Origin of the sequence: Providencia rettgeri (genome assembly GCF_023205015.1) — a bacterium.
Lineage (GTDB): Bacteria > Pseudomonadota > Gammaproteobacteria > Enterobacterales > Enterobacteriaceae > Providencia > Providencia rettgeri_E.
The window spans coordinates 233,248-255,258 of record NZ_CP096258.1 but is presented as its reverse complement, the minus strand read 5'-3'; the positions used below and the strand labels follow the sequence as shown (position 1 = coordinate 255,258).

21 protein-coding genes are annotated in these 22,011 nt (G+C 43.2%); 16 read left to right on the top strand and 5 right to left on the bottom strand.

Annotated features, from left to right (window positions below; genetic code table 11):
* The first annotated feature begins 56 nt into the window (after nucleotides 1–56).
* From glpE to M0M83_RS01095, 5 genes are all read left to right on the top strand, one after another.
* Nucleotides 57–380, top strand: coding sequence for a thiosulfate sulfurtransferase GlpE (glpE, locus tag M0M83_RS01115; RefSeq protein ID WP_004262879.1), 324 nt, complete (start codon nucleotides 57–59; stop codon nucleotides 378–380).
* Nucleotides 381–396: 16 nt separating this feature from the next.
* Complete coding sequence (gene glpG / locus M0M83_RS01110; protein WP_248467393.1) at nucleotides 397–1,242, top strand: rhomboid family intramembrane serine protease GlpG; 846 nt, start codon at nucleotides 397–399, stop codon at nucleotides 1,240–1,242.
* Between the two features lie 28 nt (nucleotides 1,243–1,270).
* Nucleotides 1,271–2,029: a DeoR/GlpR family transcriptional regulator gene (locus M0M83_RS01105; RefSeq protein WP_004262881.1), complete on the top strand. Its 759-nt coding sequence runs from the start codon at nucleotides 1,271–1,273 to the stop codon at nucleotides 2,027–2,029.
* 290 nt (nucleotides 2,030–2,319) lie between these two features.
* On the top strand, nucleotides 2,320–3,825 hold the full coding sequence (gene glpD / locus M0M83_RS01100; protein ID WP_248467392.1) for a glycerol-3-phosphate dehydrogenase: 1,506 nt from the start codon (nucleotides 2,320–2,322) through the stop codon (nucleotides 3,823–3,825).
* 336 nt (nucleotides 3,826–4,161) lie between these two features.
* On the top strand, nucleotides 4,162–5,733 hold the full coding sequence (locus tag M0M83_RS01095) for an ATP-binding cassette domain-containing protein (RefSeq protein WP_248467391.1): 1,572 nt from the start codon (nucleotides 4,162–4,164) through the stop codon (nucleotides 5,731–5,733).
* Between the two features lie 42 nt (nucleotides 5,734–5,775).
* Here M0M83_RS01095 and M0M83_RS01090 read toward each other — a convergent pair whose 3' ends face one another.
* From M0M83_RS01090 to M0M83_RS01080, 3 genes are read right to left on the bottom strand one after another with little or no spacing between them, the layout of a single operon-like run.
* Nucleotides 5,776–6,300, bottom strand: a complete 525-nt coding sequence (locus M0M83_RS01090; protein ID WP_213913524.1) for a DUF2569 family protein — start codon at nucleotides 6,298–6,300, stop codon at nucleotides 5,776–5,778.
* 15 nt (nucleotides 6,301–6,315) lie between these two features.
* The gene (locus M0M83_RS01085; RefSeq protein ID WP_125891845.1) at nucleotides 6,316–6,672 is read right to left on the bottom strand and encodes a DUF488 domain-containing protein; all 357 of its coding nucleotides are present in this window, start codon (nucleotides 6,670–6,672) and stop codon (nucleotides 6,316–6,318) included.
* Nucleotides 6,673–6,712: 40 nt separating this feature from the next.
* The gene (locus M0M83_RS01080; protein ID WP_213913523.1) at nucleotides 6,713–7,225 is read right to left on the bottom strand and encodes a DUF2569 domain-containing protein; all 513 of its coding nucleotides are present in this window, start codon (nucleotides 7,223–7,225) and stop codon (nucleotides 6,713–6,715) included.
* A 151-nt stretch (nucleotides 7,226–7,376) separates the two neighbouring features.
* On the opposite strand from M0M83_RS01080, the gene M0M83_RS01075 reads away from it, so the two are divergent.
* Nucleotides 7,377–8,276: a DNA-3-methyladenine glycosylase family protein gene (locus tag M0M83_RS01075; protein ID WP_248467390.1), complete on the top strand. Its 900-nt coding sequence runs from the start codon at nucleotides 7,377–7,379 to the stop codon at nucleotides 8,274–8,276.
* A 57-nt stretch (nucleotides 8,277–8,333) separates the two neighbouring features.
* Here M0M83_RS01075 and poxB read toward each other — a convergent pair whose 3' ends face one another.
* Nucleotides 8,334–10,058 (bottom strand): ubiquinone-dependent pyruvate dehydrogenase, encoded by a 1,725-nt coding sequence (gene poxB / locus M0M83_RS01070; RefSeq protein ID WP_125891769.1) that lies wholly within the window; start codon nucleotides 10,056–10,058, stop codon nucleotides 8,334–8,336.
* A gap of 821 nt (nucleotides 10,059–10,879) precedes the next feature.
* On the opposite strand from poxB, the gene proP reads away from it, so the two are divergent.
* From proP to M0M83_RS01055, 3 genes are all read left to right on the top strand, one after another.
* Nucleotides 10,880–12,382, top strand: coding sequence for a glycine betaine/L-proline transporter ProP (gene proP, locus M0M83_RS01065; RefSeq protein ID WP_213913522.1), 1,503 nt, complete (start codon nucleotides 10,880–10,882; stop codon nucleotides 12,380–12,382).
* Nucleotides 12,383–12,450: 68 nt separating this feature from the next.
* A complete protein-coding gene (gene phrB / locus M0M83_RS01060; protein WP_248467388.1) occupies nucleotides 12,451–13,893 on the top strand; it encodes a deoxyribodipyrimidine photo-lyase in 1,443 nt (480 codons plus the stop codon).
* A gap of 79 nt (nucleotides 13,894–13,972) precedes the next feature.
* Complete coding sequence (locus M0M83_RS01055; protein ID WP_248467386.1) at nucleotides 13,973–14,284, top strand: monooxygenase; 312 nt, start codon at nucleotides 13,973–13,975, stop codon at nucleotides 14,282–14,284.
* A 148-nt stretch (nucleotides 14,285–14,432) separates the two neighbouring features.
* Here the strand turns inward: M0M83_RS01055 and paaZ are convergent, their stop codons facing one another.
* On the bottom strand, nucleotides 14,433–16,496 hold the full coding sequence (gene paaZ, locus M0M83_RS01050) for a phenylacetic acid degradation bifunctional protein PaaZ (RefSeq protein WP_248467384.1): 2,064 nt from the start codon (nucleotides 16,494–16,496) through the stop codon (nucleotides 14,433–14,435).
* Between the two features lie 324 nt (nucleotides 16,497–16,820).
* Between paaZ and paaA the strand changes: the two genes are divergently transcribed.
* The 7 genes from paaA to paaG are packed head-to-tail and all read left to right on the top strand — an operon-like array spanning nucleotide 16,821 to nucleotide 22,009.
* The gene (gene paaA, locus M0M83_RS01045; protein WP_125891774.1) at nucleotides 16,821–17,759 is read left to right on the top strand and encodes a 1,2-phenylacetyl-CoA epoxidase subunit PaaA; all 939 of its coding nucleotides are present in this window, start codon (nucleotides 16,821–16,823) and stop codon (nucleotides 17,757–17,759) included.
* 31 nt (nucleotides 17,760–17,790) lie between these two features.
* Complete coding sequence (gene paaB, locus M0M83_RS01040) at nucleotides 17,791–18,078, top strand: 1,2-phenylacetyl-CoA epoxidase subunit PaaB (protein WP_125891775.1); 288 nt, start codon at nucleotides 17,791–17,793, stop codon at nucleotides 18,076–18,078.
* A 10-nt stretch (nucleotides 18,079–18,088) separates the two neighbouring features.
* Nucleotides 18,089–18,847: a 1,2-phenylacetyl-CoA epoxidase subunit PaaC gene (gene paaC, locus M0M83_RS01035; protein WP_125891776.1), complete on the top strand. Its 759-nt coding sequence runs from the start codon at nucleotides 18,089–18,091 to the stop codon at nucleotides 18,845–18,847.
* A gap of 4 nt (nucleotides 18,848–18,851) precedes the next feature.
* A complete protein-coding gene (paaD, locus tag M0M83_RS01030; protein WP_102138796.1) occupies nucleotides 18,852–19,361 on the top strand; it encodes a 1,2-phenylacetyl-CoA epoxidase subunit PaaD in 510 nt (169 codons plus the stop codon).
* 10 nt (nucleotides 19,362–19,371) lie between these two features.
* On the top strand, nucleotides 19,372–20,430 hold the full coding sequence (gene paaE / locus M0M83_RS01025) for a 1,2-phenylacetyl-CoA epoxidase subunit PaaE (RefSeq protein ID WP_248467382.1): 1,059 nt from the start codon (nucleotides 19,372–19,374) through the stop codon (nucleotides 20,428–20,430).
* Between the two features lie 8 nt (nucleotides 20,431–20,438).
* Nucleotides 20,439–21,212: a 2,3-dehydroadipyl-CoA hydratase PaaF gene (gene paaF / locus M0M83_RS01020; RefSeq protein ID WP_125891779.1), complete on the top strand. Its 774-nt coding sequence runs from the start codon at nucleotides 20,439–20,441 to the stop codon at nucleotides 21,210–21,212.
* A gap of 2 nt (nucleotides 21,213–21,214) precedes the next feature.
* Complete coding sequence (paaG, locus tag M0M83_RS01015; protein ID WP_248467380.1) at nucleotides 21,215–22,009, top strand: 2-(1,2-epoxy-1,2-dihydrophenyl)acetyl-CoA isomerase PaaG; 795 nt, start codon at nucleotides 21,215–21,217, stop codon at nucleotides 22,007–22,009.
* Nucleotides 22,010–22,011: the final 2 nt, after the last annotated feature.

The window sequence follows — 22,011 nt, the reverse complement described above, 5'->3', positions numbered from 1 at the left end:
ACGGGTGCCTATCATTTAACCTTTTATGGGTTGTTACTTACTGTATTTGGTATTTTATGGACCATTTTGAAACATTAACACCAGAGCAAGCCTATCAACATTGGTTAGACGGCACCGCCATACTGGTAGATGTGCGAGACCCACAAAGTTTTCGTGCAGGCCATGCTAGTGGGGCTTATCACCTCACCAATGAGTCACTGAGCCAATTTCTAGAACAAACGGATTACGAACAACCTGTTATGGTGATGTGTTACCATGGGCATAGTAGCCAAGGTGCTGCACAGTATCTGATCAACATAGGCTTTGAATCGGTGTATAGCATCAATGGTGGATTTGAAGCATGGTTAAGGGAATATCCACAAGCCGTTACGGCTCTCTAGATGAGAAAACGCATTCATGATCCACATCACCTCTTTTGCTAATCCTAGAATGGCACAAGCCTTTGTTGACTACATGGCGAGTAAAAATATTCACTTAATAATAAAGCCATCACAGGAACAAGCGCTTTTTGAGCTTTGGTTAGAAGATGAGCCATTGCAGCCTCAAGTCCAGAAAGAATTAGATATTTTTTTGCAAGACCCAAATCACCCCCGCTACCTAGAAGCCAGTTGGTACACTGGCAGCGCAGATATCCAATTTCAGTATCGCAACTACCTAACTTGGGGCTATCTTAAAGAGCAGTCTGGCCCTTTAACTATCGCTGTTATTTTGTTATCGGTTGTTGTATATCTTTGGGTAGAAATGACTGATGCCCGTGAAGTTCTACGTTATTTGGCATGGCCTATTGGCGACCAACAAACTGAGCTTTGGCGCTGGTTTAGCCCTGCATTGGTGCACTTTTCGCTATCACATATTGGTTTCAACCTTGCGCTCTGGTGGTTTTTGGCTGGGCAAGTAGAGCGAAAACTCGGGACGGGTAAGTTACTCACTATCTTACTGGTCTCTGCGCTGTTTAGTAACTGGGGACAATCGCTATTTAGTGAAAACAACTTTGGCGGATTATCCGGTGTTGTCTATGCCCTTGTCAGTTATGTGTGGTTAACGGGTGAACGTCGCCCTGAAAGTGGCATTAGCGTTCCTCGAGGGTTAATGATTTTTTCCATTATCTGGCTTTTTTTCGGTTATTTCGATGTTTTAGGCATGCATATCGCCAATGCCGCACATACTTCAGGGTTAATTATCGGCTTATTAATGGGAGTATGGGATAATAGACACAGTTTTAAACACCAGAGCTCCAGATAAAACATTTTAATAATTAGAGGCTAACGCTGTGAAACAAACCCAGAGACATGATGCAATAGTGGAACTTGTGCGTCTTCAGGGATATGTCAGTACTGAAGAACTCGTCGAACACTTTGAGGTTAGCCCTCAAACAATCCGTCGAGACCTCAATGATCTCGCTGAACAAAATAAAATTCAGCGGCACCACGGTGGCGCAGCACTGCCTTCAAGTTCGGTAAATGCGGCCTATAATGACCGTAAAATCATGTGGTCAGATGAAAAAGCGCGTATCGCGCAACATGTTGCGAGCCAAATTCCTGATGGTGCAACACTGTTTATAGATATTGGTACCACACCCGAAGCCGTTGCCCATGCATTGGTTAATCACAAAAACCTACGCGTGGTGACCAATAACCTTAACGTCGCCACCTTGCTGATGCCAAAAGAAGATTTTCGCCTCATTTTAGCCGGGGGTGAAGTACGTTCACGAGATGGCGGTATTGTTGGTGAAGCGACCCTCGATTTTATTTCTCAATTTAGGCTTGATTACGGTATTTTGGGTATCAGTGGTATTGATATGGATGGCTCATTGCTTGAGTTCGATTACCACGAAGTTCGTACCAAACGCGCGATTATTGAAAATTCACGCTGTGTCATGCTTGTCACCGATCATTCTAAATTTGGTCGTAACGCGATGGTTAATTTGGGTAATATGAACCTGATTGACTACTTATTTACTGATAAACAGCCACCAGACAGTATTCTTAAAGTGATTGAGCAACATAATGTTCAATTAGAGCTTTGTTAATCAAGAAATTATCCTCATGATGGTAGTTCCTACTACCATCATGCTTCTTGCTATTCCTCTATTTTAATCCTCAGCCTTACCGTCATTTTTTCTTTTTCGCGCGAAATTCTCTTTTTTCCATTGTGAATAACAATATTTTATGTGTGGGTATTGAAAAAAAATTGTTACCAATATCACGCAGTTGTTATTTTTTTCATTAATAATAGTTGGCATCACTATCTATTTTGACTACAATCAAATGAGCGAAAACGAACATTATTGAAAGTGTTTCGAACATCTCAGGGGGATGCATGGAAACTAAAGACTTGATTGTCATCGGCGGCGGGATCAACGGCGCTGGAATTGCAGCAGATGCTGCAGGTCGTGGATTATCGGTATTACTGCTCGAAGCTCAAGACTTAGCAAGTGCCACTTCATCTGCGAGTTCTAAACTCATTCATGGTGGCTTACGTTACTTAGAACATTATGAATTTAGATTAGTCAGCGAAGCGTTGGCTGAACGTGAAGTGCTATTACGATTAGCACCACATATTGCCTTCCCAATGCGCTTCCGCTTACCGCATCAGCCTCATTTACGTCCAGCTTGGATGATCCGTATTGGCCTATTCTTATATGACCATTTAGGCAAACGCGTCAGCTTACCAAGCAGCAAGAGTCTGAAGTTTAACCAAAACTCCGTACTCAAACCTGAATTAACGAAAGGTTTTGAATATTCTGACTGTTGGGTTGATGATGCGCGTTTAGTTGTATTAAACGCTCAAGAAGTGGTACGTAAGAATGGTGAGGTTCGTACTCGCACAAAAGTGACTCGTGCCTACCGTGAAAATGGCTTATGGGTTGTTGAAGCTCAGGACTTACGTACGGGTGAAACCCATACATGGAAAGCGAAAGGGCTGGTTAATGCCACTGGGCCTTGGGTAAAAGAGTTCTTTGATGATGGCCTGAAATTAAAATCACCTTACGGTATTCGCCTAATCAAGGGCAGCCACATTGTCGTTCCACGTGCACATGATGAACCACAAGCGTATATCTTACAAAATGAAGATAACCGTATTGTATTTGTTATCCCGTGGATGGATGAATTTTCTATCATCGGCACCACTGACGTAGAATATAAAGGTGACCCGAAAGACGTCAAAATTGATGAGAACGAAGTTAACTATTTACTGAAAGTGTATAACGACCACTTCAAAAAACAGTTAACCGTGAGTGATATTGTTTGGGACTACTCAGGTGTTCGCCCACTGTGCGACGATGAATCAGACTCCCCACAAGCCATTACTCGTGATTACACATTGGATATTCACGATGACCAAGGCCAAGCGCCATTGCTGTCGGTATTTGGTGGAAAATTAACAACTTACCGTAAATTAGCAGAAGCTGCTGTTACTAAATTAGCAGCATATTATCCAAATGCAGGCACCCCATGGACCAAAAATGGTCAGTTACCGGGTGGTGATATCGAAGGTTGTGACCGTGATGGTTATGCACGTGTATTACGTCAACATTATCAATGGCTTCCTGAAGGCTTAGCGCTACGTTTTGCCAGAACTTACGGTAGCAACAGTAAATTGATCCTTGAAGGCGCGAATTCACTCAGCGACCTTGGTGAAGCATTCTCTGCGAATGTCTACGAAGCGGAGTTACGTTACTTAGTCAAACATGAGTGGGTAACAGAGTTGGATGATGCTATTTGGCGTCGCACTAAATTGGGTATGTGGCTGAATGAAGAAGAAAAGCAGCGCATTGCTCAATGGTTAGCAAAAAATGGGTTGTCAGAGAATACCTCTGTATAATCGTAAAATCTCGTTGTTATAAAATCTCGTTGTTAATGGAAAAAGCCAGTCATCACTGTTTGACTGGCTTTTTTTATTTTAAATCGTTGCCAAGAATTTCAGAAAAGACCCAATCACGATAAGTTGTACAAATCAATTACGCCTGTTTATAATGTATGCGAATTTACCTCTCACCCAACTTCACAGGTACGCCTCACGATGAACTAAGCACTGCCAGAAAATATTTTCCAATACCCTTTTGGTATTCATTTTTCTGTTCCTGGCAGGCAAACGCTTTCATCGACACTTCTTGATAAGTCAACGACGTTGTCTGTCCTCATTATTTTGGAGGTACATATGACGATTGCTTGTCACTTTTCACAGCTCAATATTGAATTTAACCAAACCGCCCTTTTTCCACCGCTAAACGGGACGCTATCATGCCAAAAAAATGCCTTAATTGGTCATAATGGCAAAGGAAAATCCGTTTTGATGCGTATTCTTGCTGGCCAATTAGCCCCTACGCAAGGGAATGTACATTGGGATCTCCCCTTTATCTATGTTGGTCAATTAACCCGACTCACAGGAGACACTCTCATCGATGCCTTAGGCATCAATGAGCTTTATCATGCATTCTTACGCATTGAGGCAGGAAATGGTTCTTTGGCAGATTTTGAGCTCACAGAAGATAAATGGCATTTACCTTCCCAATGGCAAAGTCTATTGGACTCTGCGGGGCTCGCTATCTCAATGGAAGCACCTATCTCCCATTTAAGTGGTGGTGAACGTACCCGCCTCGCGCTTTGTCGTGCATTTCTTCATCAAGATCACTTTTTGCTACTCGATGAACCGGATAACCATTTAGATACACAAAGCCGGCAGTGGCTCAGCCAAAAACTCACAGATCACCGAGCTGGCTGCCTCGTTATTTCTCACAATAGAACCCTGTTAGGCGAAATGGATACTATTTTTGAATTAACAGAAAAAGGGTTACACGAGTATGGGGGGAATTATGCGTTATACGATACCCAAAAAAACTTGGAAATTGCCGCAATTGATGCACAAAGTGAGCGCTTAGAAAAACGTATTCACCAAGAGAAAAAGCAGCAACAGGCCACATTACAAAAAGCCGCTCAACGCAAGAAACAGGGGGAAAAAATTCGCTATGGTGGGTCGCAATCCTTACTGTTGCTTGATATGCAAAAAAATCGTGCGGAGAAAAGGCAATCAAATGTCGCAGAACGGCACCAACGGGTTATGGATAACCTACAAAATCAACAACAGGAAAACCAAGAGAAAGTCCGCCATATCAAACCACAAAAAATGACGATTAACTATCAAAACGAAGGGAGTAAAGTCACCATTTTTGCTTCTGATTTGCATTTGCCCTACGGTTATTCATCACCACTTTCATTCACCATATACAGTGGAGAACATTGGCATATTCAAGGGCGTAATGGTTGTGGTAAATCAACCCTACTGAAGGTGCTTGCTGGCCTATTGCCATCAGATTCAGGAGAGTGCCGCCTCAGTGGTACATTTTGCTATTTAGACCAGCACCTCAACTTACTCGATAAAACATTACCTGTCGCTGAAGCACTTCATCAATACCAACCCTTGTTTACCGTAGAGCAGTGGCGCACGCAATTAGGTATGCTGCGAATACGAGGAGATAAATCATTACTGCCACTACAACAGCTCAGTGGTGGTGAGCAGCTAAAAGCAACACTATTGGCACTCACACATAGCCCAAACCCACCTGCTATTTTATTACTCGATGAACCGGATAACCATTTAGACTTGGATTCAAAACAACTACTTGAAGCGCTATTGCAGGACTACCAAGGAACACTCTTACTGGTTTCTCACGATGACGCCTTTATTGCAAACTGCAATATAACCCATACGCTAAATCTTTCTGATAAATAACTGTCTACTAGGCCACTACCAAATTAGGTGTGGCCATCCGCTTTAATGGATAAACGTATTTTTAACGCGGTGAGAAGCTAAAAAGTAGGGGATCCATAACACACAATAGAAGCTGCCATTTATAGCGGTAATAATATTTGAGTAGTTAATTTCCAAACCAAATATATATGGGAACACAAAACGAGCAACTAATACCATTAAAGTAAATAGTACCATGGTGGTGATAAACAGCCACTTCGCCTGTTTTTTCCATTTAACCGCAGCGATAAACGTCCAAAGAAATAGAGCAATTAAAACACCATAACCGAGTTGCAAGAGGTAAAAACCTGTCGCAAAGCCTGAAATATAAAAATCAGAATCCGCTTCAGTTGCCAATGGCCATGCAGTTTGTACTTGCGAGATTTCTTGCAATAGCATCGTGACCGTTTTGTACAACATATAAAACAGACCAATAACCGGTAAAATTAACCATCCACCGATCCCTTGTAACGGTTTTTTAGCCACTTGTTGAGCCACCGATGATATTATTGCAGACTCTGTTTGCGGGGTTGATTGCTGAATATCCATTCCAATAACCTTTATTTACTTTTTACTTTGCATTTTATCTTCAAGAAATGCTTTGAGTACAACGGCCTGATTATATTCTGTATTTTTAGCACTGTATAACAGTGTTAAATCACCTTGTTTTGCCTGAGCAACCAGTACCTGCCAAGCTGCTGTGCTATTAAGTTCCTGCTGGTACCGCTCAATAAATTGTGCAAACTGATCCGTGTGCTGATGAAACCATTTTCGTAGTTCATTAGAAGGTGCAACGTCTTTATTCCAAGAGTCGTGTTGTAAATCAGTTTTTTTTATTCCTCTTGGCCACAGTCTATCAATAAGTACGCGATAACCGTCGTTATCATCGACTGGGTCATAAACTCGTTTGCATTTAATCATCATTTACCTACCCAATTAATAAACCACAGAATTTTATTTGTTAATTTACAAAGGTATTTTTGACACGCCTTGAAACTAAAAAATACGGTATCCAAATTGCACAGGCAATGAGAGCCCGAAAAATATCTTTGATATCGGAGGTCTCAACCTCTAAATCTAATAAGACACTTGCGAGTATAATATCCGTAACCGTTAAAACTAAAGAAAAGATCTGGAAAAAAATATAAATTTTAATTGTGAGCTTTTTCGTTGTAAAAAAGACATAACTGAGGAAAAGTAAGGTCGCATATAAAATAATGTTACCTAAAACCTCAAAATAGATTAGTTCTTTAAATAATGGAATAAATGAACTTGATTGTGGGTCTGTTAATTCAACCCAATATTCAATCACTTGAGTATTTTGCTCATAAATAGAAAAAGGCAAAATAATCAAGGACAATATTATCCCTAACATAGGAAAAATAAGCCATCCACCAATGCCTTTTAATTCTTTCCTTGGTTGTGGTAATGGTACCGAAGTGCCATGAGATGAACTGTGATCCTCAGTTTTCATTTACACTTCCTTATTCTATGGATAAATAACATCAGTACAAAATTAATAACCCTATATAAGATAGCATACCTATTCAGTAAAAAATGAGTCGATCAATGTGCTAATTCACAATAATATTGCTAATAAAGAACAATCTGACAAGGCCATCATTATGCCAGTATTCACCGCACAGCTAGCACTCCCAACAAATTACCTTTACAGTGTTTTTTTTGCCTTTCATCTGAGAGATCAACACAATGTTGCGGAAATAGTGGAAGAAAATACATTACATAAAGGTATAATATGGCAACAACATGCAACAAAAATGACATTGGAGCTTAAAAAACAACAAGCAACGATTTCATTAGCGATTGACTCTCCATCTATCATTATCAATGAGCAAGATTTACTAACGCTGGCACAACATGTACTTGGTTTGAAACAAAATATTGATGAGTTCGAAAAATGCTACCTTGAAACTCCAATACTTGGACAGCTCATTGAAAAACAAAGAGGATTGAGGATTTATCAATCGGCTAGTGCATTTGAAGCGTTAGTTTGGGCTATTATTGGCCAACAAATCAGTGTTCATGCAGCTATTGCCATTCGTCGGCGATTTATCCAAGCCGTGGGGATCCAACACTCTTCGGGTATTTGGTGTTTTCCCGATACGCCACAGGTCAGGTCAGTTGATGACGAAACGCTGCGCCAAACAGGTTTTTCGAAGGGTAAAATTATCGCCCTCAGAGCTCTTTGTGAAGCCATTGAAAATCAAAAAATTGATTTATCACGGCTCGTCACTCACGCCAATGCAAATCAAATAACTGAACAATTATTACAAATCAAAGGGATTGGCCCTTGGACGGTAAGCTATGCTTTACTCCGAGGACTTAATTATTTGGATGGCTCTTTACATGGAGATGTTGCTGTAAGGCGTAATTTACAAACATTGCTCGATAAACCAGAGCAACCCAGCGCCAAAGAAACAGAAAAATGGTTGGAACAATTTACCCCATGGCGTGCATTGGTTGCCGCCCATTTGTGGCGTAGTCAATCAGCCGCAGGATATTGATGAATAAAAAAGCCCAATCCATCTGAATTGGGCTTTCCAGCTATTCACAAGAATAACTTAACGTAGCCAATTCGTTTTCACTAATTGAACGACTTCATCACCGCGACCACTCATAATCGCTTTTAACATATACAGACTAAAACCTTTCGCTTCTTGCGCTGCAATTTCTGGCGGCATAGACAGCTCTTGTTTGGCGGTCAAGACATCAACGACCACAGGCCCATCATGGGCAAACGCTTCTTTTAATGCGCCGTCTAGGTCTTCACTTTTTTCAACACGGATCCCTTTGATACCCGCAGCATTCGCAATCGCTGCAAAGTTAGGGTTATGTAAATCAGTCCCAGCGGTCAAGAAACCCGCCACTTTCATTTCCATGGCCACAAAACCAAGTACGCCATTGTTATGAATGATAATTTTTACTGGCAATTGCATTTGAGAAAGAGAGATAAAATCCCCCATTAGCATACTGAAACCGCCATCACCGCACATGGCAACCACTTGACGTTTTTTATCAACGGCCTGCGCACCAATAGCTTGTGGCATCGCATTCGCCATTGACCCATGGTTAAAAGAGCCAATTAAACGGCGTTTACCGTTCATTTTCAAGTAGCGTGCAGCCCATACTGTCGGGGTTCCAACGTCACAAGTGAAAATCGCATCATCCGCAGCTAATTCACTAATTTTTGTTGCAAGATACTGAGGATGTATTAACCCTTCATGACCCGGTTTAGCGAGATCATCTAATCCTTTTCGAGCCTCTGCATAATGTTTTAAAGCGCCATCAAGGTGTTTTGTATCCTGCTTAGCCTGTAAATGTGGCTGTAATGCATCCAATGTCGCTTTAATATCCCCAATCAGCCCCATATCAATATGGCAATGGGAGCCCAAGCTGCCTGCATTGATATCAACCTGAATGATTTTAGCCTCACTTGGGTAGAAAGGACGGTATGGAAATTGTGTTCCTAACAAAACAACTGTATCTGCGTTCATCATTGCGTGGTAACCTGATGAAAAGCCGATTAAACCTGTCATTCCGACGCTGTATGGGTTATCCCATTCAATATGTTCTTTACCACGTAACGCGTGTACTACCGGCGCTTTTAGGGTTTCTGCTAGCTTAACCACTTCATCATGGGCACCTGCGCAGCCATTACCACAGAATAGCGTGATATTCTTAGACTGATTCAGCAGTTCGGCGAGTTTTTCGATTTCACTTCGCTGAGGCATAATCAGTGGCGCTTGCGGCTGATACCATGTCTCTTTCGCTGACTCTGGCGCATCTTTCAGCGCAATATCACCCGGAATCACAACAACTGATACCCCTTTATTCAGGATCGCTTTACGCATAGCAATACCGAGAACTTGTGGAATTTGTTCTGGGTTAGAGACCATTTCACAATAATGGCTGCACTCACGGAATAATTCAGTTGGATGGGTTTCTTGGAAATAGTTACTACCAATTTCACTGGATGGGATATGAGCTGCAATTGCTAATACGGGTACTCGATTACGATGGCAATCATACAACCCATTGATAAGGTGCATATTTCCGGGTCCACAAGAGCCCGCACAGACAGCTAAATTGCCGGTTAACTGAGCTTCTGAACCCGCAGCAAAAGCAGCAACTTCCTCATGGCGGGTTCCTAACCACTCAATCGCGCCTTGACGACGCAAGCTGTCGGTTAAGCCATTCAACGAGTCTCCTGTAACGCCCCAAATACGTTTAACACCTGCATTATCAAGTACTTTTGCAATATAGGATGCAACACTCTGTTTTTTCATAATGGCACTCTTTTAAGTCGGATGTGATACCCTTGATATCTTGCAGCTCAAAATATGAAAGGTACTTTTAGAAATATAACAACATTCAAAGTAGAATCTTGTCATACTCGCGTATATCAAACCCAATATCGATAATAGATTGATTGTAACTAAGTAAATTCCTCATTCCTACTCATCAAATTAAATATAAAACAGAACAGCACAATCCACCGTTATTATCAAAAGAAGAGGATAGCAACAAGATAAATAAATAGGCGAGTTATTAATAACTTAAGCAAAACAAGAGCATCATAAAAAGATGGGGTTATCTGCGTATATTATTCATTACAGTCACACCATTGTTTCCACCATATTAAATCAATAACCTTATATATTTATGACAGACTAAAATTCACCAAAAAATATATACTAAATTGATTTAAAACAATTTATATTCACCTAATTCATCCCCAAGGTTCTATTTTTTCAAGTATTAAATTCAATCGTTATATTGCCAATATAAAATCCCAATAACGCGTATGTATCAGTATAAAGCACCTACATTTTACATTTGCTCGATATTAATGTAGTATTAGCACTGTATTTTTTAACTCAAGGTGACTTTTTTGCTGTATTTAAAAGACAGACATTCTCATTATTCTACCCATTACATATCTATTTTAGCCTGTTATTTCAGCGCTACATAAAAACACTAAAAACTTATCTATTGCGTAAACAACGTCTATTCTAAATAATAAGGTTTTATATTTTCTGATGTATGAAAACCCATATCTTAAGTGCTGTTGTTTCGATTATTGAAATTAAAATAAGAGGATGGTTTCATGAGATTCAAGAAGAAAAAAGAAAAGCCGTTAAATATTAGTGATATTACTATTATTGATGACGGTAAACTCAAAAAAGCAATTACCGCGGCTTCGCTGGGTAATGCGATGGAATGGTTTGATTTTGGGGTATACGGTTTCTTAGCCTATGTTCTAGGTCAGGTTTTCTTTCCGGACGCATCACCGAGCGTACAGATGATTGCCGCATTAGCCACTTTCTCCGTGCCTTTCTTAGTTAGGCCATTAGGTGGGGTCGTTTTTGGTATCTTAGGTGATAAATACGGTCGTCAAAAAGTCCTTTCGATGACAATTATCATCATGGCAGTCAGTACCTTCTGTATTGGTTTGATCCCATCATATGAAAGCATTGGTATCTGGGCACCTATTCTGTTATTAATTGCTAAGCTAGCTCAAGGTTTCTCTGTAGGTGGGGAGTATTCTGGCGCAGCTATCTTCGTTGCAGAATATTCACCAGACCGTAAACGTGGCTTTATGGGAAGCTGGTTAGACTTTGGCTCTATCGCCGGTTTCGTTTTAGGTGCGGGTGTCGTAGTACTAATTTCCAGTATCGTTGGGGAAGCCAACTTCCATGATTGGGGCTGGAGAATTCCGTTCTTCTTAGCATTACCGTTAGGGGTCATCGGGTTATATCTACGTCATTCACTGGAAGAAACCCCAGCGTTCCAACAACATGTTGAATCGTTAGAAAGACAAGATAAAGCCAATATTCAAAACCCACCCAAAATCTCAGTGCGTGAAGTGGCGACTAAGTATTGGAAAAGCTTGATGATTTGTGTTGGCTTGGTTATCGCAACCAACGTGACTTACTATATGTTGCTGACCTACATGCCAAGTTACTTATCACACAACCTGAATTACTCTACTGACCATGGTGTGCTAATTATTATTGCTATTATGATTGGTATGTTATTTGTTCAACCGATTATCGGTTTAACTAGTGATAAAATTGGTCGCCGCCCATTTGTTATTACCGGTAGTGTCGGTCTGATTTTATTGGCATACCCTGCATTTATGTTAATCAACAGTGGTTCTGTTGGCTTAATTTTCCTAGGTTTATTAATTTTAGCGGTGCTGTTGAACTGCTTTACTGGGGTTATGGCTTCCATTTTACCCGCGATTTTCCCAACGCACATTCGTTACAGTGCATTAGCGATTGCCTTTAATATTTCAGTATTAATTGCCGGTGCGACACCGACTGTTGCGGCATGGTTGGTCGAATCAACCACTGACTTATATATGCCTGCTTATTACTTAATCGTGATTGCTTTAATTGGCTTATATACGGGTATCAGAATGCCAGAAACGGCAAATAAACCATTGCGGGGCGCAACACCTGCGGCATCAGATAAAGCCGAGGCAAAAGAAATTCTTAGCGAGCACTTTGACAATATTGAACAAAAAGTTGAAGATATTGACGAACAAATTGCTGAACTTGAGAAAAAACGCCAATCCTTAATCAATCAGCATCCTAAATTAGATTAAACATAATAGGGCCGTTTACCGGCCCTTTGTTTTGACTTCAACAAAAATGTTAACCGAGGAGGGAGGCGATGGCAGCCAAACAAGTTTGTCATCTTATCTGGTTTCGCAATGACCTACGGGTCACTGATAACAAAGCACTTTCCTCCGCCTGCGCAGACCCAGATGCGCAAGTCATCGCCCTATTTACTGCCACCCCTGAGCAATGGCAACAACATGATATGGCTGAGCGACAAATCTCCTTTATTCACCAAAACCTCGTTGAACTGCAAAATTCACTCGCTGAGCTTGGTATTCCACTGGTTTGTCAAACTGAGGCGAATTTTGCCGATGCGGCACAATGGGTACTCGATTACGCAAAGACGCAACAGGCTGATGCCTTGTTTTTTAATCGGCAATACGAGTGGAACGAAAAACAACGGGATGAATGGTTAATCAATCAACCTCATGGGTTGCATATCCATGCTTTTGACGATTACTTATTACTTCCCCCGGGTTCCGTCACGAATCAAAAAGGGGAGATGTATCAAGTCTATACCCCTTTTCGCCGAGCCTTTCTCACCCAACTTACTGTGACAGATTGCCGTTCACTGCGAGCCCCTGAAAAACGAGCGGCCGCGGTCAACATCGATAAGACTTTGCCATTATTTCCTTATCAACCAATTGAAAACTCGCCGCAATTTCCCGCCGGTGAAAAGTCTGCTTTACAGCAATTAAGACAGTTTTGTTCCCAGAAAGTCGCCGGTTATAAAAACGATAGAGATATTCCTTCTATTGATGGTACCAGCCAATTATCACCTTACCTCGCGATGGGGGTGCTGTCCCCTCGCCAATGCTTCAACCGATTACAAGCAGAAAATCCCCAAGTGTTGGATTACCCAGATAGCGGGGCATTCACGTGGCTAAATGAGTTAATTTGGCGTGAATTTTATTCGCATCTTTTAGTGGCATTCCCACGTCTATGCCGCCATCAGCCATTTATTCAATGGACACAACATATTCACTGGAATGATTCTTCAACCGATTTTACCGCATGGAAAACGGGACAAACGGGTTACCCAATTGTGGATGCCGCTATGCGCCAACTGAATACAACAGGTTGGATGCATAACCGTCTACGTATGATTGTGGCTAGCTTTTTAGTCAAAGACTTACTGATTGATTGGCGCAAAGGTGAAAAATACTTTATGAGCCAACTCCTTGATGGCAGTTTAGCCGCAAATAACGGCGGTTGGCAGTGGTCAGCCTCTACTGGCGTTGACGCCTCCCCTTGGTTTCGTATCTTTAACCCAACCACTCAAGGGAAAAAGTTTGATGTGCAAGGGACTTTTATTCGCCATTGGTTACCCGAATTACAGCAAGTTCCCGATAAATATATTCATACACCCCATGAATGGGCGGTGATCAGCAATACACCGATTAATTATCCAGAACCAATTGTTGACCATAAACAAGCCCGTCTCGCCACACTGGCGGCATTTGAAGCGGGTAAGCGTAATAGTTTGAAGCAATAAATCGTTTAAAATACGATAAATAGCAAAGTTATTATTTGCTTTAAGAATTACTATAGCGCTTCAATCATAAGGAGCAGATATGAGCGTTATTTTACAAGTTGATTTCCCGTATCGAGGGCCTTGGGGCGCAGAAATGACCGTGGCAATGGATGAATTAGCCAATTCAATCAACCAAGAACCTGGTTTTGTGTGGAAAATTTGGACAGAAAACCAACAAACTCAAAAAGCCGGAGGCGTTTATTTGTTTACCTCTGAAGCCGATGCCAAAGCATATCTACAAAAACACAGCGCACGCCTGAAATCTTTCGGTATCCCTGAAGTACGTGGTGAAATTTTTGCGGTCAATACCGCGCTTAGCCAATTGAACCAAGCGCAGTTTATTGCCAACTAACCGCTTACTGACGTTGAAATTCACATAACCACATCTGAGGTAAATAAGCCATTGGCTTGTACAGCAAAATGACTTTTTACCTCATCACAACAGAAAATGATTGAAAAAGCACCTATTAGCTCGACAATTAATTCATACCGTATAATGACTAGTGAAAATCACCTACACGACGCTCCACCAGCGTTAAAATACTGTACAACGCCACAACGGTATCGTCCTGATTAAACACTTGCACATCCCATTCAACAACGCCATTAGGTTTGTCTTCAGCAAGTTTCTGCGTTTTCTTGATCTTTTTCTTGCACGTTAGGCGAACTTGTATGGTGTCACCGATTTTCACAGGTTCAATAAAGCGCAAGTTTTCCATCCCATAATTGGCGATCACAGGCCCAACCCCTGCATCGACAAATAACCCCGCAGCGGCTGAAACGACAAAATAGCCGTGCGCAATCCGTTCACCAAATAGCGACTGTGCTGCGCCAATTTTATCAACATGAACATAAAAATTATCACCGCTGAGACAGGCAAAATTAGCAATATCGGCCTCAGTTACGGTACGCCTTGCGGTCAGTAACGTGTCGCCAATCACTAAGTCTTCAAAATGTTTACGGAATGGATGAACCACATCAGCGATGGTATCTGCACCTCGGATCCATTGTTTGGTAATTGCCGTTAGCATCGAAGGGCTACCTTGGATGGCAGTACGCTGCATATAGTGTTTGACTGCTCGCAAGCCACCTAGCTCCTCACCACCACCCGCACGCCCTGGGCCACCGTGTACCAGTAGCGGAAGCGGTGAACCGTGGCCAGTGGACTCCACGGCTGATGCTTCATTTAAAATTAGCATCCGCCCATGAGCTCGCGCACTCGCACGAATGACCGTTTGCGCGACTTGTGTATCCGCAGTGACTAACGTCCCCGCAAGGCTCCCACCACCTAAAATCGCCAATTGCACCGCCTGTTCGATATTCTCATAGCTCATTAACGTGGCGACTGGACCAAAAGCCTCGATTTCATGTACTGCTGTAGATTTAAAAGGCTCTGCACAATACAACAACGTAGGTGGATAAAAAGCCCCGTGTTGGCTATCTGCACCAATCACATCAAGCTTCTCGAATTGCCCACCACATAAGACATCACAGCCATGATCACGTAAATAATTTACTTTCTCTTGTACGTCTTGGCGCTGTTCTAAGTTAATCAATGCCCCCATTCTGACCCCTTCAACCGCAGGGTCACCCACTGTTGTAGCGGATAAGCGTTTCAATAATGCTTGCTTCACATTTTCGAGCTGGTTTTGCGGCACAATGATGCGACGGATAGCGGTACACTTCTGCCCCGCTTTGGCGGTCATTTCACGAACGACTTCTTTAATAAATAACGCGAATTCAGGCTGTTCTGGCTGGACGTCATCGCCTAAAATTGCACAGTTCAGTGAATCCGCTTCCATTGTAAAAGGCACTGATTTAGCAATGATACGTGGGTGCAATTTCAGTTTTTGCCCTGTATTTGCCGACCCTGTAAAAGTCACTACATCTTCAAAATCAAGGTGTTCAAACATATCGCCAACACCACCGCAAACCAGTTGGATAGCACCATCAGGTACCAAGCCGCTGTCCACCATCAATTTCACCATCGCCTGTGTTAACTGTGCTGAGGCGGTTGCTGGTTTGATGATGGCTGGCATGCCAGCAAGCCATGTGGGTGCCAATTTTTCTAACATTCCCCAACACGGGAAGTTAAATGCATTAATGTGCAAGGCAACGCCACGGCGAGACGTTAAAATATGATGGCCAATAAATTGCCCTTGTTTCGATAACGGGATCATTTCCTCTTCTGGCCAAATCGTGTCATCTGGCAGCTCACGGTTAGCGAGACCCGAATAAGAAAACAGTGTGGCAATTCCCCCTTCGATATCTACCCAGCTATCCGCTTTGGTTGCGCCAGTTTGTGCCGAAATCGCATATAACTGCGCTTTATGTTCCAGTAGATATTTTGCGAGTGCCTTAAGCATCTGCCCGCGTTGCTGGAATGTCATCGCTGACAATATTTCGCCCCCCACTTGGCGGCCATACTGTAAGCTTTCTGCTAACGGCAACCCTTCAGTCGTCACCGTATATAAGGTTTCATTCGTTAGTGCATGATGAATTTTTCGCCCTTCGCCCTCACCTTGCACCCATTTCCCCATAATATAACTTGTTAAATGCTGCATATTCCTCTCCAGAAATAAAAAACATCAATTAAAATCAGATAACAAATATGTATCATAAAAATAAGCATAGACGCCAATTTAAATTTAACAAATTAAGAACAACTTTGTCTTAAATACCCACTCCCATAAAAACCACACAAAAACAATCAATACCAACACATTGTTTTTATTTGAATTTAATTTATTGATTGTGAAGCCACTCGCAAAACAGGGTTAATGAACATTGATCTTTTTGTTAACAATTCCTAGCATTGATGTTAAATGAATATGATTCACTCTTATCGAAAAGATAATAATAATCGAATCACTTAATGGAAAAGATCAATGAGCGAGCAAAATCAGGCTAACTTCGAAGCCAAAATCGAAGCCGATATTTCCATCGAGCCCAAGGATTGGATGCCCGATGCGTATCGGCAGAACCTTATCCGTCAAATAGGCCAACATGCCCATTCAGAAGTCGTCGGTATGCTGCCAGAAGCAAATTGGCTAACACGCGCCCCGACACTCCGCCGTAAAGCGATTTTACTGGCTAAAATTCAAGATGAAGCAGGCCACGGTTTATATCTATATAGCGCCGCCGAAACCCTCGGTTGCTCCCGTCAAGATATCTATCAAAAGTTACTTGATGAAAAAATGAAGTACTCCTCCATTTTCAATTACCCCACGTTAAGTTGGGCTGATATTGGCGTTATTGGCTGGCTAGTCGATGGTGCCGCCATTGTGAACCAAGTCGCGCTATGTCGCGCCTCATATGGCCCCTACGCCAGAGCGATGGTGAAAATCTGTAAAGAAGAAAGTTTCCACCAACGTCAGGGCTATGAAGCAGTGATGGCGCTCGCAGAAGGCACCGATGAACAAAAAGCGATGCTGCAAGATGCGATAAACCGCTTTTGGTGGCCCGTTCTCACGATGTTCGGTCCGAATGATTCGGACTCCCCACACAGTGCTCAAAGCATGGCTTGGAAAATCAAACGCTTCAGTAATGACGAGTTACGGCAAAAGTTTGTTGATAACACCGTTCCGCAAGTGGAAGCGTTAGGTATGACGATCCCTGATCCTGAGCTGGTTTGGGATGAAGAACTTGGCCATTACCGTTTCGGTGAAATCGACTGGGAAGAGTTTTACCAAGTCATCAAAGGCAATGGTATTTGTAATCACGAACGCCTTAGCGCAAAGCGCAAAGGGTGGGAAGACGGCGCATGGGTACGTGAAGGTGCAATGGCACATAGCCGCAAACAGAAATCCGTTAAATCTGCGGCTTAATCACTGACCATTTTACGAAAAGGAAAACACCATGAGCAATCAAGATTGGCCTTTATATGAAGTTTTTGTTCGGAGTAAGCAAGGGCTTGCCCATCGTCATGTCGGCAGTTTACATGCTGCTGATGACCAAATGGCGCTAGAAAATGCCCGCGATGTATATACAAGGCGTAGTGAAGGCTGCTCAATTTGGGTGGTAAAGGCCACGCATTTAATCGCCTCACAGCCCGAAGATAAAAGTACGTTCTTCGACCCAGCGGACACCAAGGTCTATCGTCATCCAACCTTCTATACCATCCCTGATGGCATCAAAAACATGTAAGGAGCTTGCCATGAACCAACAAGAACGGCTCCACCATTACACATTGCGCCTTGGCGATAGCCCCTTAATTTTAGCGCAGCGTCTGTGCGAATGGTGCGGCCACGCCCCTGAGCTCGAAATTGACCTTGCGCTATCGAATATCGGCTTAGATTTGCTAGGGCAGTCGCGTCACTTTTTAAGCTATGCCGCGCAACTAAAAGGGGCTGAATGTGATGAAGATACCCTTGCTTTTTTGCGTGATGAACGGGAGTTCAGCAATTTATTACTGGTTGAACAACCCAACAATGGCTTTGATGACACTCTAGTGCGCCAATTCTTTATGGATGCTTATCATGTTCCATTATATGAAGCCTTAATTCATAGCAGTGATGAACAATTGTCAGCAATTGCGGAAAAATCCCTCAAAGAAGCCGTTTATCACTTGCGCTTTAGCCGTGGGTGGATGATCCGCTTAGGGGATGGCAGTGAAGAAAGCCATCAACGGATCCAACGTTCAGTGAATGCGCTATGGCGCTTTACCGGTGAGCTTTTCCATGCTGATGAAATTGAAATTGCACTCAGCGAAGCAGGTATCGCTGTTGACCCACGTTCTTTACAAGCCGCATGGTTAAACACCATTAACGAAACATTCACGGAAGCGACCCTCACTGTGCCAGAGAAAAAAGCGTATCGCTTAGGCGGCAAGCAAGGCAGCCACACTGAGCACTTGGGCTTGTTATTAACGCAATTGCAGTTTGTGCAACGCGCTTACCCGAACAGCCAGTGGTGATGTTATGGAACAGAGACTGCAATATCGTGAGCTTCAATCGCCCCAGGTTCACCAGATCTGGCAACAGCTTCACCAAATACCCGATCCTGAGCTACCCGCACTCTCTATTACTGATCTCGGCATGATCCGCAATGTGCTACCTGCGGCTCAGGGTTGGAAAGTTATTTTTACACCTACCTACTCAGGTTGCCCAGCAACTGAATTTTTAATCAATGAAATCAAAACTGTTCTAGGTAATGCCGGTTTTCCAAACATCGACATCGAAATTCTGTTAACCCCAGCTTGGACAACAGATTGGATGAATCAGGATGCGAAAAGGCGCTTGCGTGAATTCGGTATCGCACCACCACAAGGTACGTCCTGCGAACACCCAGAACACAAAGGTGCGGTTCGTTGCCCACGTTGTGACAGCGAGCAGACCGAAAAAATTAGTGAATTTGGTTCCACTGCATGTAAGGCATTGTATCGATGCACTGAATGCTTAGAACCGTTTGATTACTTTAAATGTATTTAGGGGCACCCATATGACTGTATTTCATCGTTTAAGTATTGCTGCCATTGAGCGTGACACCCCTGAAGCTGTCGCCATTACTTTTAACGTACCAGATGCATTACGAGAGCAATACCATTACCGCCCAGGGCAACATCTCACATTAAAGGCCTCTATTAATGGCGAAAACCTGCGTCGCTGTTATTCCATTTGCAGTTCACCGGATGAAAACACGCTAAAAATTGGAGTAAAAGCCATTTACGAGGGACGTTTTTCTAATTTCGTTAACCAAGAACTACAAGTTGGCGATAGCCTTGATGTGATGGTTCCGCAAGGGCAATTTGGCTACCAACCAGAGGCAAATACCCACGCACACTACCTTGCCGTCGCAGCTGGTTCTGGGATCACCCCATTGCTCTCCATCATTAAGGCCACATTACAAACTGAACCTAAAAGCAGTTTTGTGTTGATTTATGGTAACCGCAATAGCCGCTCCGTGATGTTTAAAGAGAGCATTGCTGATCTGAAAAACCGTTTTTCTACACGCTTTCAAATTCTCTATTTATTTAGCCGAGAACAACAAGATAGCGAACTACTCAGCGGCAGAATCAGCCAACAGCAGCTCAATGCGTTAGGCAAAACCTTATTGAATTTTAAACAATTTGACCGAGCGTTTATTTGTGGGCCCGACAGCATGATGGATGAAGTGCATGACACTTTAGTCGGTTATGGCATGCCAAAAGAATATATTCACACCGAGCGTTTCAACACTTCAGGCGCCAAATTTAAACCCGCAACCGCCATAACTAGCGAAACACGCCAAGTCAGTATTCACCTAGACGGCAGAACCATGGACATCGCCATGGATAGCCAAGACGACAGCATTTTGGATGCCGCATTACGTCAAGGCGCAGATTTACCCTACGCCTGTAAAGGGGGCGTTTGCGCAACCTGCAAATGTAAATTGCGCTCTGGTGAAGTGGAAATGGGGGTCAATTACAGTCTTGAGCCCGACCAAATCGCTGCGGGGTACATCCTTAGCTGCCAAGCGTGGCCAAAAGGCGATGGTGTTGTTCTAGACTTTGATGTGTAGGAGCTGCAATGGAAAACCACTGGATTTTGTCACAACAACATAACCGCGTTCTCACACTCACGTTGAACCGCCCTGAAGTGCGCAACGCGCTGAGCACCGCCTGCTTAGAGTTGCTGGTTCAGCACCTCGAACAAGCACAAATAAATGATGAGATCGGTGCGATCGTGATCACCGGAAATCCGCGTTTTTTCGCGGCTGGCGCCGACCTTAAAGAACTACAGCAGCAAACCGTTGCTAGTGCGATCACCGACAAACGCCCCCAAGTTTGGCGCAGGTTATCGATGATATCAAAGCCCATCATTAGTGCTGCAAATGGTTATGCACTGGGTGCAGGTTTTGAATTATTACTCGCCAGCGACATCATTATTGCCGGTGAGTCTGCTCGCTTCGGATTACCCGAAATTACTCTGGGTTTAATGCCAGGCGCGGGAGGAACACAGCGTTTAATCCGCACAGTCGGTAAATCTCTCGCCATGCAAATGGTACTAACAGGTGAACCGATCACAGCAAAACATGCGCTACAAGCAGGGCTAATCAGTGAAATTTGTGTGGATAAGTTAGTGCTAGAACGCGCCCAAAAGCTGGCAGAGCGTATCGCGATGCATGCCCCTTTAGCGGTACAAGCGGCAAAAGCCTCACTGGTACATTCTCAAGAAAACCACCTTGCCGAAGGGTTACAGCTTGAGCGCCAATATTTTGTGACTTTAGCGGGGACGAACGATCGACGTGAAGGGATCGAGGCATTCTTCGAAAAACGAAAACCCCAGTTTACAGGACAATAATCATGACCAATGAAGCAATGATCCTCACTACGTTAGAAAATGGGGTTCTCACCGTCACTCTTAACCGCCCTGATAGGCTGAATAGCTTTAATGACGAAATGCATCGCCAGCTCAGTGTAGCGTTCAAAATAGCAGAACGCGATGAAACTGTACGCTGTTTAGTGATCACTGGCGCAGGCCGTGGATTTTGTGCGGGGCAAGATCTGAATGATCGCAATGTGAGCGTAGGCAGTGAAGCACCCGATCTTGGGTTTTCCGTTGAAACTTACTATAACCCCTTGATCCGTCGTCTAACTACATTACCGAAACCGATTATTTGCGCAGTTAATGGTGTTGCCGCAGGTGCAGGCGCCGCCATTGCACTCGCTGGCGATATTGTTATCGCAGCAAAAAGTGCCAGTTTTATTCAATCTTTTTGCCGCCTTGGCTTGGTTCCTGACTCAGGGGGAAGCTGGTTTTTACCTCAATTAGCGGGCCATGCGCGGGCAATGGGGATGGCATTATTAGGCGATAAAATAAGTGCTGAGCAAGCATTACAGTGGGGAATGATTTGGCAAGTGACTGAAAATGAAGAGCTCATCAATACTACTCAACAGCTCGCACAACACCTTGCAACCCAGCCCACTTATGGTTTAGGACTTATCAAAAAGGCCATTTATGCCGCGGCAACCAATACTCTCGATGAGCAACTCAACCTTGAGCGCGATTTACAGCGCCTTGGCGGACGAAGTGAAGATTATCGCGAAGGGGTCAATGCTTTTTTAAATAAACGTGAACCACAGTTTAAAGGAAGATAATC